Consider the following 12,807-nt stretch of genomic DNA (forward strand, 5'->3'; position numbering starts at 1 on the left):
GCCGGGGCGCAAGGCGGCGATCAGGAGCGTGACTGCTCGTATTGCTCGCGCAGCAGGGTCCGCAGGGCGAACTTCTGGATCTTGCCGGAGGCGGTGGACGGCAGTTGATCGACCACCTCGATCCGCTCGGGAAAGTATTGCTTGGCGAGATGCTGGCTATCGAGGAAGGCGATCATCTCGTCGAAGCTGAAGGTCTTCCCTGCCTTCGGCACGACGAAGGCGCAGGCCCGCTCACCCAGGCGCTCGTCGGGATAGGCGACGATGGCCACCTGCTGGATGCTCGGGTGCTTGTAGAGTACCGACTCGATCTCGACCACGGGCAGGTTCTCGGCGCCGCGGATGATGACGTCCTTGGTGCGCCCGCAGATGCGGATGTAGCCCTGCTCGTCCATGCGCGCGATGTCGCCGGTATCGAACCAGCCATCGGCATCGGTGGCGTTCCACTGCGGCCGCTTGAGATAGCCGCCGAAATTGGAGCAGCCCCGCACGAAGAGCGCGCCCTCCTGGCCGACCGGGAGCGCGGTGCCGTCGGCGGCGCGGATTTGAATCTCCATGCCGGGCAGCACGAAGCCGTCCGTGTTGATGGAGCGCTCGTCCGGGTCGGAGGGAGAAACGAGCGTCAGCGCGCCGTTCTCGGTCATGCCCCAGGCGGAGATGATCTTGGTGCCCAGAACCTTCCGCGCCCGTTCCACCAGCGCCCCCGGAATGGCGGTGCCGGCGCACAGGAAGATGCGGAGCGAGGAGGAATCCGCACCCAGTTCCTCCACCGTATTGGTCAGGTCCATGAGGAAGGGCGTCGAAGCCATGGTGAAGGTGACACCTTCCTGCTCGATGACGCGCGCCGCCTGCGCCTTGTCCCAGCTGTCCATCAGCACCATGCGGGCCTTGAGCATGAAGGGCATCAGCAGGCCGTACATGAAGCCGGTCTGGTGGGCCATGGGAGAGGCCATCAGCACCACGTCCGCCGCACCGAGCCCAAGCCGGTCCGCATAGGCGAACAGGTTGGAATACATGGTGTTGGCGGTGTGCATCACGCCCTTGGGCTCGCCCGTGGTACCCGAGGTGTAGATGAGCTGGCACACGGCGTTCGCACCGCTCCGGTCGCGGGCGCTGATGTCCCGGACGGCGGGCACGTCCGCATCCAGCGCGGGATCGAGCAGCGACGCCTCGAATGCGTCCGGCCCCTCGCCTCCGGCCACGACCAGATGGCGCAGGTCGGGCAGGTCCGCCTTCAGCCGGTGCGCCATCGCCTCATGGTCGAAGCCGCGGAAGACGCGGGGAATGGCGAACACCTTGGTCTCGCCGTGGCGGAGCATGAACGACAGCTCATGCTCGCGGAAGATGGGCATCACCGGGTTGAAGACGGCGCCCAGCCTGAGGCAGGCGATGTAGAGGACGACGAATTCCCACCCGTTCGGCAGCTGGCAGGACAGGACGTCGTCCTTGCCAAGGCCGAGACGGCGGAGTCCGGCGGCGGCGCGCCATGCGAGGCGGTCGATCTCCGCATAGGTCATTTCGCGCCGCGTCCCGCTGCCGGTCACGACGGTGAGCACGGCCACTGCATCGGGTTTCTCGGCGAGGCAAACGTCGAAATAGTCGAGCAGGGTCTTGCCCTGCCAGAAGCCTTCGGCCTCCATCCGGGCGCGGCGGGGCTCGATGAGCACGGCGTCGAATTGCATGGTGTCCTCCCCTGTCTCCGGATCAGCCGTTGACCGCGACCCGACCCGCCCGTTCGCGGGCGATGATGTTCTTCATGATGTGCGCGGTGCCGTCGCCGATCTGGAGGCCCAGCACGTCGCGCAGCCGCTGCTCGAACGGCAGCTCGGTGGAATAGGCGGCGTGGCCGTGGATCAGCAGGCAGGCGTGGATCGCCTCATAGGCGAGGAGCGGCGGCCACCACTTGGCCATCGCCGCCTCCGCCACGTGGGGCAGGCCATTGTCCTTCAGCCACAGGGCGTTGTAGCTCAGCAGCCGGGCGCCCTCGACACGGGTGTCGAAGTCGGCGAGCTGGTGGGTGATGCCCTGGAAGGCCGCCAGCGGCTTGCCGAAGGCGCGCCGCTCGCCGATGTAGGCCCACGCCTCGGCAAGGGACTGGCGGGCCGTTCCAAGGCATTGCAGGCCGATGAGCGAGCGCGAGAAGTCGAAGCCCTGCATCACCTGCACGAAGCCCTTGTTCTCCCCGCCGAGCAGGTGATCGGCCGGCACCCGCACATTGTCGAAGAAGATGGAGCCGCGGCCGATGGCATGCTGGCCGAGGTCGGTGAAGCGGGTCGTCGAGATGCCGGGGGTGTCCATGGGCACGAAGATGGCGGAGACGCCGTGCGCCTTGTCCTCCGGCCGTCCGGTGCGGGCGAAGACGACGGCGGCGGCGGCCTGGTCGGCGGCCGAGATGGAGGTCTTCTCGCCGTTGATGACGTAATGGTCGCCGTCGCGCTCCATCCGCAGGCCCAGATTGGCCGCGTCGGAGCCGCCGCGCGGCTCGGTGAGGGCGATGGCCAGCAGGATCTCGCCGGCGGTCAGCTTCGGCAACCAGTGGCGCTTGATCTCGGGATTGGCAAAGTTCGCGAGGATCTGGCCGTTGAGCGAGGCGAGGACGTTGATATAGCCGAAGTTGAAATCGCCTTTGGCGATCTCCTCGATGATGACGCCCGAATAGATGGAGCCGGCGCCGCTGCCGCCGAATTCTTCGGGCAGCTCGGGCGCGATGAGGCCGAGGCTGCCCATCTCGCGCACCAGATCCTTGCCGAACGTGCCGGTGCGCTCGCGTTCCTTGTAGCCGGGTGCGAGCTTTTCGGCGGCGAATTTCGCCGCAAGATCGCGCAGGGCGACGAGGTCTTCAGTATCGAAAACCGTTGGATACGCCGTGGGTGTCATGGCTTGCCTGCCTTGGTTTCCTGCGTGCTGTTCTTGCTGCCCCGGCGTTTCCCCGCCGGGTTCGGCGCGGCCGCCCGTGCGCGGCCCTGTGGTCGTCCGCCATGCCGACGCCCTGACGTGCGGCATGGCGGAGCCGTCCTGTCCCTTGCGCCCCTGGCGGGACGGGACCGGACGACGGCCGCGAAGCCCTACTTGCCGAACTTGCGGAAGTCGGGCTTGCGCTTCTCGCGGAAGGCGACGCCGCCTTCCTTGCTTTCGTCGGTGTCGTAATAGAGGCTCAGCGCCCGCATCCCGAGGGCGGAGATGCCCCGGATGTTCTCGCTGTCGGCATTGAAGGACACCTTGGCGAGGGCGAGCGCCGTGGGCGAGCGCTCCATCAGCTCGGCGACCCAGCGGTCCACCTCGGCGTCGAGTTCCTCGTGCGGAACGACCGTGTTGACGAGGCCCATGGCCAGCGCCTCGGCGGCGCTGTAGCGCTTGTTGAGGTACCAGATCTCGCGCGCCTTCTTCTCACCGACCACGCGGGCGAGATAGGCGGTGCCGAAGCCCGGATCGACCGAACCGACCTTGGGGCCGACCTGCCCGAACTGGGCTTTGTCCGACGCGATGGTGAGGTCGCAGATGGTGGCGAGCACGTTGCCGCCGCCGATGGCGAAGCCGTTCACGCGGGCGATGACCGGCTTCGGCACGTCGCGGATCAGGCTCTGCAGTTCGTCGATGGGCAGGCCGATGACGCCGCGCCCGTCGTACTGGCCGTCATGGGCCGACTGGTCGCCACCGGTGCAGAAAGCCTTGTCGCCGGCGCCAGTGAGCACGATTACGCCCACCTTGCGATCCCAGCCGGCGGTCTGGAAGGCATGGATCAGCTCGTCCACGGTGTGGCCGCGGAAGGCGTTGTACTTGTCCGGCCGGTTGATGGTGATCCACGCGGCGCCGCCGCGGATTTCGTAGAGGATGTCGGTATAGCTCATCATGTCCTCCATCAGCCGTGCATGGTCAGGCCGCCGGAGACCGAGATCACCTGGCCGGTGATGAAGGCGGCGTCGTCGCTGGACAGGAACAGGATGGCGCCGGGCAGGTCCTCGGGCTTGCCGAGGCGTCCGAGCGGCACCGCGCGGGTGAAGGCGGTGCGCAGCTTGTCCTTGTCGCCGGCCGCCTCCATGAAGCTTTCCAGCATGGCCGTCTCGGTCACGCCCGGGCAAACCGTGTTGAAGGTGACGCCGTTGCGGGCATGCTCGCGGGCGAGGGTCTTCATGAAGGCGATGACGCCCGCCTTGCAGGCGGCATAGACCGCCTCACCCGAGGAGCCGACCCGCCCCGCATCCGAGCCGATGGAGACCACGCGCCCGGCAACGCCGCGCGCGACCATGGAGGCAAGCACCGGCTTGGTGATGTTCAGCACCGAGCGCAGGTTGATGTCGATGATCTTGCTCCAGAAGTCGGGTTCCGACTTCAGAAACGGGACGAACAGGTCCCAGCCCGCGTTGTTGACCAGGATGTCGATGGGCCCCAGGGCGCTCTCCACCTCGGCCACGGCTGCGGCAGTGGCGGCGGCATCGGTGAGGTCCACCACCATGGTGACGGCCTCGCTGCCGGCCGCCTTGATCTCCTCGGCGACCTTCTCGGCCGCCGCGGCGCCGATGTCGGCGACAACCACGCGTGCGCCTTCCTCGGCGAAGCGCCGGCAAGTTGCCGACCCGATTCCGCCGCCGCCGCCAGTTACGACAACTATTTTACCCTTTAGGCCTCGCACGGTGGTCGTCCTCCATGATCGTGGGCTGGGCCGAAGCGCAGGGTCCCGGCATTTTCGCCTGTTCCGGCGAAGCGCCCGCTCCCCGATACGCCCGTCGCTCTTGTGATTTCTGGTTTAGCGGCTCCTGCATTTTAGGTCAATATATTTCCTTATTTTGACCGAACCCCGATCCCTTGACCGAGCCGTGCGGCGCGGTCAAAGTGCTGACATGACAAAGACTGGCGGCACTTCACGCGGGATTTCGCCGGGCCTGAGCAACAGGCTCTTCTTCCGGCTCTACCAATGCGCAAACATGTTGCATAAGACCGGAACGCGGGCGCTGGACGACTACGAGATCACCACCCAGCAGTGGGCCGTGCTCGGCGCCCTCACCCGCCCGGCGTTCGCGGAGGGCGTGGCCGTGGGCGACCTCGCCGCCTTCCTGCTGGTCACGCGCCAGAACCTTGCCGGCGTGCTGCAGCGGCTCGAGGCCATGGACTATGTGGAGCGCACGGTCGACGCCAACGACAACCGCTCGCGCCTCATCCGCCTGACACCCAAGGGGCGAAGCCTTTGGGATGCGAACATGCGCCCGGTCATCGCCGATTATTACGATGCCGCGCTGGCGGGCTTCTCCACCGAGGATCGGATCCACATGATCCATTACCTCGACAAGATGCTGAACAACTTCAAGGCGATCGATCCGGAAAGCGCAGCCCGCCACCAGGAGGAGGCACCGGTGGCGGCAGCCGCGCCGACGCCTAGAGTCCGGCGCGTCCCCTCGCCTCGGCGGTGAGCGCCTTGGCGATGATGATCTGCTGGATCTGCGTGGTGCCTTCGTAGATGCGGAACAGGCGGGCATCGCGATAGAGCTGCTCGGCGCGATACTCGCGGATATAGCCGTTGCCGCCGTGGACCTGGACGTTCCGGTCGGCGATCCGCCCCACCGCCTCCGAGGCGAACATTTTGGCGCAGGAGGCCTCGACGCTCACATCCTGCCCGGCATCGCGCTTTCGCGCCGCATCGAGCACCATGCAGCGGGCGGCATACGCATCGGCCTTCGAATCGGCGAACATGGCCTGGAGCAGCTGAAAATCGGCCAGCGGCCGGCCAAACTGCCGGCGCCCCACCGCATAGGCCAGCATGTCGTCCAGGATGCGCTCGGCGAGCCCCACGCAGGCGGCAGCGATGTGCAGGCGGCCCTTGTCCAGCACCTTCATGGCGGTCTTGAAGCCCTGCCCCTCCACGCCGCCGATCAAGGCAGAGGCCGGCACGCGGCAATCGTCGAAGATGACATCGCACACATGGGCGCCCTGCTGGCCCATCTTCTTTTCCGGCTTGCCCGTGGTGAGGCCCGGCGTTCCACGCTCCACCGCAAAGGCCGAGACGCCCGCGGCGCCCTTCTGGGCGGGATCGGTGCGCGCCATCACGGTGAACAGGCCGGCATGCGGCGCGTTGGTGATGAATCGCTTGGTGCCGTTCAGCACATAGACGTCGCCATCGCGGCGCGCCGTGGTCTTCACCGAACCCGCATCGGATCCCACGTCCGGCTCGGTCAGAGCGAACGAGCCGATGATCTCGCCGGAGGCCAGGCCCGGCAGATATTTCGCCTTCTGCTCCGCCGTGCCGTCGATGGCGATGCCCTGCATGCCGATGCTCACATTGGTGGCGAACATGGACCGGAAGGCGGGGGCGGCGCGGCCCAGCTCGAAAATGGCGAGCACCTCCTCCTCCATCACGAGGCCGAGGCCGCCATACTCCTCCGGTGCAGTGAGGCCGAACAGGCCCAGCTCGCGCATCTCCGCGACGATGGCGGCCGGAATGGCGTCGGTCTCGGCCACCTCGGCCTCCGCGGGGATCAGCCGCTCGTCGACGAACCGGCGGATCGCATCCAGCAGCTGGGACAGGGTCCCGGGATCCAAGGCCATGACATCCTCCCCTATTATGGAAATATATTGTCCTATATATGCGAAAGACTCAACCCACAAGATGGTGGCATGAAGCCATAAATATTGGATTCTTAAGCCCACCCGCGCCATGCTCGGCTTGCGGAAATAAGGCAACATATCATCCTGATTTGGGAAGGAAGACCATGAAGGCCATTGTGTTGACGGAACGCGGCGCCCATGGCGTCGCTCTTCTCGACATGCCCGAACCCGCCGTGCCCGAGGGATGGGCAAAGGTTCGGATGCTGGCGGCATCGGTCAACCGCGTCGATCTCTACATGCGCGACTCGGGCGCGGGCATCACCCACCAGTTGCCGCTCATCATGGGGGTGGACGGCGTGGGCGTGGTGACCGAGGCGCCTGCTGGATCGGGCGTTGCCCCGGGCGACCGGGTGATCCTTTACCCTTACGAATTCTGCGGCACCTGCCGGCCTTGCCTCAACGGCGACCAGCCTCTCTGCCACCGCGCCAAGATTCTGGGCGAGCACCGCCACGGCACCTTCGCCGAATATGTGGCGCTCCCCCCGCGCGCTCTGCTGAAGCTACCGGACGACGCCGATATGGACCAGGCGGCCGTATTGGGCGTCGCCCATCTCACCGCCTGGCGCATGGTGTTCGGCAAGGCGCCGGCCGGGCCGGGCACGGTGGTGCTCGTCCAGGGGGCCGGCGGCGGCGTCTCCTACGCCGCCGTGCAACTCGCCCGCATGGCGGGCGCGCGGGTCATCGTCACCACGACCGGGCCGGACAAGCTCGCGCATTTCCGCAGCCTCGGCGTCGAAGCTCTGGACTATCGCGACGCCGACGTCGCCAGGACGGTGCTGGCCCTGACCGGAGGCGAAGGCGCGGATCTCGTCATCGACAATGTGGGCGAGCGCACGTGGGGCACCTCCCTCAAGGCCCTCGCCCGCGGTGGCCATCTCGTGACCTGCGGCGCGACGACGGGCGCCCATCCCTCGGCGGACCTCCAGCGCCTGTTCATCCGGCAATTGTCGGTGCACGGCTCCACCATGGGCTCCATGGACGAATTCCGCCGCCTCCTCCTCGCGTGGCACGGCGGCGGCTTCACGCCCCGCATCGACCGCGCTTTCCCGCTGGCCGAAGTGCCCTCCGCCTTCGCCCACCTCGAAGACCCAGGCCGGATGGGCAAGATCCTCATCCGCATCTCCTGATCCGCATCTCATGAACTCAATCGAAGGCCACAGACATGACCTATGAGACCGTGCTCGTCGCCACGCAGGGGGCTGTCGGCATCATCACCCTCAACCGGCCGGAGGCGCTCAACGCCCTGAACCACCAGATCACCTCCGAGCTATCCCACGCCGCCGCCGCCTTCGATGCCGACGGGGACATCGGCGCGATCGTGATCACGGGATCGGACAAGGCTTTCGCCGCCGGGGCCGACATCAAGGAGATCAAGGACAAGACCTTCGCCGAAGTCTATGAGGAGCAGCTCATCACGGCCACGTGGGAAGGTGTGTCGCGGGTCCGCAAGCCGACCATCGCGGCGGTGTCGGGGCATGCCATCGGCGGCGGCTGCGAGCTGGCCCTGATGTGCGACATCATCGTGGCGTCGCAGACGGCCCGCTTCGCCCTGCCGGAGACCACCATCGGCATCATTCCCGGTGCCGGCGGCACCCAGCGCCTGACGCGCATCGTCGGCAAGGCCGTGGCCATGGACATGATCCTCACCGGCCGGGCCTTGTCCGCGGCAGAGGCGCAGGCGATGGGGCTCGTCAGTCGCGTGGTGCCCGCTGGCACCCATGTCGCGGAAGCGGTCGCGATCGCCGCGCAAATCTCCACCTCGTCCCGGCCCGTGGTGCGCCTCGCCAAGGAAGCCGTGACCCAGGCGTATGAGACGCATCTCCAGGAGGGCCTCTATGTGGAGCGCAGGCTCCTCTATGCCACCTTTGCCCTTGAGGACAGGCGCGAGGGCATGAACGCCTTTGCGGAAAAACGCAGGCCGACCTTCCGCGGGCTCTGACCGGACAGCGCACGAACCGGCCCCGTCCCGCACGCTGTCCTGGCGCTGGCGCGTTCGGAACTGCCGGGTGGCTGATCTCCGTCCGGCGGTGGTCCCGCGCCCCGTGCAGTACGAGGCGCGGGAACGGGCTCAGGCGAGGACCGGGCGGAACCGGCGCGCCACCAAGGCCAGGGTGCCGAGGCCGCAGACGAGGATGACCGGCACCAGCACCAGCATCACGCCGGCCGGCGTGATGCCCTGCGCCACCAGAACCCCGGCGAGCAGCGGCCCGGCCATGGAGCCGAGGCGGCCGACCGCAACCACGACACCCACGCCCGTGCCGCGGATTTCCGCCGGATAGCATTGGGGGGCGATGCCGTAGAGGATGGACTGCACGCACAGCACGCCGACGCCCACCAGCGTCACGGTGAACAGCATGGTGGCGAGCGCCGGCTGGAGCAGGCCCAGCATGGCGAGGGCGGCCGCCACGAAGGCGAAGCTGGCGGCGATGGCGATGCCACGCTGGCGCCCGTCCAGCACCCGCCCGCCGATGAGGCTGCCGACGGCACCGCCAAGGCTGTACAGGATGAGGGCGAGCGACGCCTCGCCGCGCGAGAAGCCCTGCGCCACCAGCAGCTGCGGCAGCCAGTTCATGAGCAGATAGACCACCATCAGGCCGAGGAAGAAGGCCCCCCAGAGCAGCAGAGTGGCGACCATCGAGTCGGGACGGAACACCTCCGTCCACGGCGTCTTCTGTCCGGAGGTGGCGGGCGCCATCTTCAGCGGCGGCAGGCCCATGTAGATGAACGGCACAAGGATCAGGGGCAGGACGCCGCCCACGAGGAAAATGGAGCGCCAGTCCCCGCCATGCAGGTCGAGCAAAGCGACGAGGCTCGCCACCGCGGCACCCAGCGGCATCCCGGCATACATGAGGGCCACCGCCCGCCCCTTCCGCTCCGGCCCCACCGCCTCCGAGGCGATGGAGACGAGGTTCGGCAGCGCGCCGCCCAGCCCGACGCCGGTGAGGAAGCGCAGCACCACCAGTGCCTCCACGGAGGTGGCGAGGATGGTCGCGATGGAGGCGAAGCCGAAGGCCACCAGCGCGATGAGGAGACCTGCGCGCCGGCCCCAGCGGTCCGCCGTATAGCCGCCGATCAAGGCCCCGATCATGAGGCCGAGGGTGGCCGAGGAGAAGAACAGCCCCATCTGCTGGGGCGTCATGTGGAAGGCCGGCCCGATCTTGGGGGCGGCGATGCCCGCGGCCTGCAGATCGAAGCCTTCGATCACGGCGGCCAGCGAGACGTAAAGGAGCGCCCGGCTTCCCGCAGGGCTTGTTTTCAAGGCAGTCGACATTTGCTTTCCTCCCATCCGGCGCGGCCTGTTCCGGCCGCTGTCTTGTCCGTCCGCCGATGGCCGGCAGGCCCCGCGGTTTGTCTGTGTGTGCTCCCGGTCCCGCACGGGATGAGCCATGCGGGACCGGGCGCGGTGGATTGTGTTGAGCGGCGCTGTCAGGCGGCGGTAGCCGCCCGGGCGAGATCGAGGGCGACATCGAGGATCATGTCCTCCTGTCCGCCGACCATGCGGCGGCGGCCGAGCTCGGCGAGGATGTCGCGGGTGTCGACGCCGTAGGTCTTCGAGGCGGCCTCGGCGTGGCGCAGGAAGCTGGAATAGACCCCGGCATAGCCCAGCGAGAGGCTTTCCCGGTCCACCCGTACGGGGCGGTCCTGAAGTGGCCGCACCAGGTCGTCGGCGGCGTCCATCAGGATGTTGAGGTCGCAGCCGGTCTCGATGCCCTTGCGGTTCAGCACGGCGATCAGCGCCTCCAGCGGCGCGTTGCCGGCGCCCGCGCCCATGCCGGCCAGCGACGCATCCACCCGCACCGCCCCCGCCTCGATGCCCGCCACCGCATTGGCGACGCCGAGGGTGAGGTTGTGATGGGTGTGGACGCCGATCTCCGTCTCCGGCTTCAGCGCATTGCGCAGCGTCTTCACCCGCAGCGTGTAGTCCTCCGGCAGCATGGCCCCGGCGGAGTCCGTCGCGTAGACGCATTCCGAGCCGTAGCTCTCCATCAGCTGCGCCTGCTCGGCCAGCTTCCCGGCCGGGATCATGTGCGCCATCATCAGAAAGCTCGCCGTGTCCATGCCGAGCGCCCGGGCCGCCTCGATGTGCTGGCGGGAGACGTCGGCCTCGGTGCAGTGGGTGCACACCCGCACCGAGCGGGCGCCCGCGTCATAGGCGGCCTTCAGATCATGCACCGTGCCGATGCCGGGGATGAGCAGGACGGTAACGACGGCGCGGCTGCATTCCTCCGCCACCGCGGCGATCCATTCCAGGTCGTCATGAGCGCCGAAGCCGTAGTTGAAGGTGGCGCCGGTGAGGCCGTCGCCATGGCTGATCTCGATGGCGTCCACGCCGGCCCGGTCCAGCGCCCGGGCGATGGCCCGGGTCGTGTCGAGCGAATACTGGTGGCGGATGGCGTGCATGCCGTCGCGCAGGGTGACGTCCTGGATGTAGAGCTTGCCGGGGTTCGGGCGGGCCATCACGCGGCCTCCTTCGCGAGGAAACGGGCGGCCCAGCGGTCGGCGGAGACCAAAGCGGCCGAGGTCATGATGTCGAGGTTTCCGGCATAGGCCGGCAGATAGTGGGCGGCGCCCTCCACCTCGAGCAGGATGGTGGTCTTGAGGCCGGTCACCGGGCCGGCGCCGGGGATGCGCACGGGCGCGTTGTTGCCGATCTCCTCGAACTGCACCTTCTGCTTGAGGCGATAGCCGGGCACGTAGGCCTTCACGGTCTCGACCATATCGAGGATGGAGGCCTCGATGGCCTCCCGCGTGCCGCCCTGGGACAGGGTGAAGACGGTGTCGCGCATGATGAGGGGCGGCTCGGCCGGGGTGAGGATGATGACCGCCTTGCCGCGCTCGGCACCTCCCAGCACCTCGATGGCCTTCGACGTGGTCTCGGTGAACTCGTCGATGTTGGCGCGGGTGCCGGGGCCGGCGGATTTGGAGGAGATGGAGGCGACGATCTCGCCCCAGATCACCCGGTCCGTGGCCCGGCGCACGGCATGGACCATGGGGATGGTGGCCTGTCCGCCGCAGGTGACCATGTTCACGTTGGAGGCATCGAGATTGGCCTCGCCGTTGATGGCGGGGATGGTGAAGGGACCGATGGCGGCGGGGGTGAGGTCGATGACCTTCTTGCCGTCCTTCCGCAGCACCGCGTCGTTGGCGATGTGGGCCTTGGCGGAGGTGGCGTCGAACACCACGCCGATCTCGGCGTAATTGGGCAGGCGGGTGAGGCCCTCGATGCCCTCGTGCGTCACCGGCACGCCGAGCCGCGCCGCGCGGGCGAGGCCATCGGACGCGGGATCGATCCCCACCATGGCGCCCATCTCCAGATGGCGCGACATGCGCATGATCTTGATCATCAGGTCCGTGCCGATATTCCCAGACCCGATGATCGCGGCCTTGATCTTGGGCGTGCTCATGCCTGCTTCTCCGTGGTGCCGGGTGTTCCGATGGCGACCTTCACTGCGCCGAGCCCCGCGATGCGCGCCTCCAGCACATCGCCGGGCGCGACCGGGACCATGGGGCCGAGGGCGCCGCTGAGCACCACGTCCCCGGCCTTCAGCGGCGTTCCCAGCGCGGCGCAGGTGCGGGCGAGCCACAGCACCGCGGTGAGCGGGTTGCCGAGGCAGGCCGCGCCGCCGCCGAAGGATGCGGCCGTGCCGTTGCGATTGAGCACCATGCCGAGGCCGGCGAGGTCCGTATCCTCCAGCCGGCGGATGGGACCGCCCATCACGTAGACGCCGCTGGAAGCGTTGTCGGCGATGGTGTCCGAGATCTTGATGTCCCAGTTCTGCACGCGGCTGCCGACGATCTCGATGGCGGGGGCCACATAGTCGATGGCGCGGCACACCTCGGTGGGGGTGACGTCCGCCGCCGCAAGGTCCGCCCTCAGCACGAAGGCGACTTCCGCCTCCGCCTTCGGCTGGAGCAGGCGGGCGAAGGGCACCTCCTCGCCGTCGCAATACTCCATGTCGGCGAACAGCACGCCGAAGTCCGGCTGGTCCACGCCAAGCTGCTGCTGGACGGCGCGGGAGGTGAGGCCGATCTTGCGGCCCACGAGGCGCCGCCCCTCCGCCACCGCCCGCTTTGTGTTCAGGAACTGGACCTCGTAGGCGGCCTTCAGGTCGAGGCCGATCAGGTCCCGCACCGGCTCGCAGGGCACGGCCGTGCGCGCCGCGGCGAAGAGACGGTCGGCCGCTTCGCGGATCTGCTGTGTGCTCATCTCAG

Annotated in this window: 12 protein-coding genes; 3 read left to right on the top strand and 9 right to left on the bottom strand. The window is 68.0% G+C overall.

Going from position 1 to position 12,807, the window contains the following annotated elements:
* Positions 1-20: 20 nt before the first annotated feature.
* The 4 genes from aliA to ACE3QW_RS01490 form a co-directional block, all read right to left on the bottom strand.
* The gene (aliA, locus tag ACE3QW_RS01475) at positions 21-1,679 is read right to left on the bottom strand and encodes a cyclohexanecarboxylate-CoA ligase (RefSeq protein ID WP_374250157.1); all 1,659 of its coding nucleotides are present in this window, start codon (positions 1,677-1,679) and stop codon (positions 21-23) included.
* A 22-nt stretch (positions 1,680-1,701) separates the two neighbouring features.
* Positions 1,702-2,874, bottom strand: coding sequence for a cyclohexanecarboxyl-CoA dehydrogenase (aliB, locus tag ACE3QW_RS01480; RefSeq protein WP_374250158.1), 1,173 nt, complete (start codon positions 2,872-2,874; stop codon positions 1,702-1,704).
* A 188-nt stretch (positions 2,875-3,062) separates the two neighbouring features.
* Positions 3,063-3,845, bottom strand: a complete 783-nt coding sequence (gene badI, locus ACE3QW_RS01485) for a 2-ketocyclohexanecarboxyl-CoA hydrolase (protein WP_250167320.1) — start codon at positions 3,843-3,845, stop codon at positions 3,063-3,065.
* 11 nt (positions 3,846-3,856) lie between these two features.
* Entirely contained in the window at positions 3,857-4,627 is a 771-nt protein-coding gene (locus tag ACE3QW_RS01490; RefSeq protein WP_374250159.1) for an SDR family NAD(P)-dependent oxidoreductase, read from the bottom strand.
* 208 nt (positions 4,628-4,835) lie between these two features.
* Here ACE3QW_RS01490 and ACE3QW_RS01495 point away from each other — a divergent pair, with 208 nt between their 5' ends.
* Positions 4,836-5,402, top strand: a complete 567-nt coding sequence (locus tag ACE3QW_RS01495; RefSeq protein WP_024280803.1) for a MarR family transcriptional regulator — start codon at positions 4,836-4,838, stop codon at positions 5,400-5,402.
* Here ACE3QW_RS01495 and ACE3QW_RS01500 read toward each other — a convergent pair.
* The gene (locus ACE3QW_RS01500) at positions 5,368-6,534 is read right to left on the bottom strand and encodes an acyl-CoA dehydrogenase family protein (RefSeq protein WP_374250160.1); all 1,167 of its coding nucleotides are present in this window, start codon (positions 6,532-6,534) and stop codon (positions 5,368-5,370) included. The genes ACE3QW_RS01495 and ACE3QW_RS01500 overlap by 35 nt on opposite strands.
* A gap of 164 nt (positions 6,535-6,698) precedes the next feature.
* On the opposite strand from ACE3QW_RS01500, the gene ACE3QW_RS01505 reads away from it, so the two are divergent.
* Together ACE3QW_RS01505 and ACE3QW_RS01510 are read left to right on the top strand one after the other, a co-directional pair.
* Positions 6,699-7,721 carry a zinc-binding dehydrogenase gene (locus ACE3QW_RS01505; protein ID WP_374250161.1) on the top strand — a complete coding sequence of 341 codons (1,023 nt, stop codon included), beginning with the start codon at positions 6,699-6,701 and terminating at the stop codon, positions 7,719-7,721.
* A gap of 35 nt (positions 7,722-7,756) precedes the next feature.
* Positions 7,757-8,533, top strand: coding sequence for an enoyl-CoA hydratase-related protein (locus ACE3QW_RS01510; protein ID WP_374250162.1), 777 nt, complete (start codon positions 7,757-7,759; stop codon positions 8,531-8,533).
* 129 nt (positions 8,534-8,662) lie between these two features.
* Here the strand turns inward: ACE3QW_RS01510 and ACE3QW_RS01515 are convergent, their stop codons facing one another.
* The 4 genes from ACE3QW_RS01515 to ACE3QW_RS01530 all read right to left on the bottom strand — a co-directional run bounded on the left by ACE3QW_RS01515 (position 8,663) and on the right by ACE3QW_RS01530 (position 12,802).
* Positions 8,663-9,865, bottom strand: coding sequence for an MFS transporter (locus ACE3QW_RS01515; RefSeq protein ID WP_374250163.1), 1,203 nt, complete (start codon positions 9,863-9,865; stop codon positions 8,663-8,665).
* Positions 9,866-10,020: 155 nt separating this feature from the next.
* On the bottom strand, positions 10,021-11,052 hold the full coding sequence (gene dmpG / locus ACE3QW_RS01520; RefSeq protein WP_374250164.1) for a 4-hydroxy-2-oxovalerate aldolase: 1,032 nt from the start codon (positions 11,050-11,052) through the stop codon (positions 10,021-10,023).
* A complete protein-coding gene (locus tag ACE3QW_RS01525; protein ID WP_374250165.1) occupies positions 11,052-11,999 on the bottom strand; it encodes an acetaldehyde dehydrogenase (acetylating) in 948 nt (315 codons plus the stop codon). The genes dmpG and ACE3QW_RS01525 overlap by 1 nt, the downstream gene beginning before the upstream one ends.
* Positions 11,996-12,802 (bottom strand): 2-keto-4-pentenoate hydratase, encoded by an 807-nt coding sequence (locus ACE3QW_RS01530; RefSeq protein WP_029555711.1) that lies wholly within the window; start codon positions 12,800-12,802, stop codon positions 11,996-11,998. Before ACE3QW_RS01530 ends, ACE3QW_RS01525 begins: the two co-directional genes overlap by 4 nt.
* Positions 12,803-12,807: the final 5 nt, after the last annotated feature.

The organism is Xanthobacter sp. (assembly GCF_041911315.1).
Taxonomy (GTDB): domain Bacteria; phylum Pseudomonadota; class Alphaproteobacteria; order Rhizobiales; family Xanthobacteraceae; genus Xanthobacter; species Xanthobacter aminoxidans.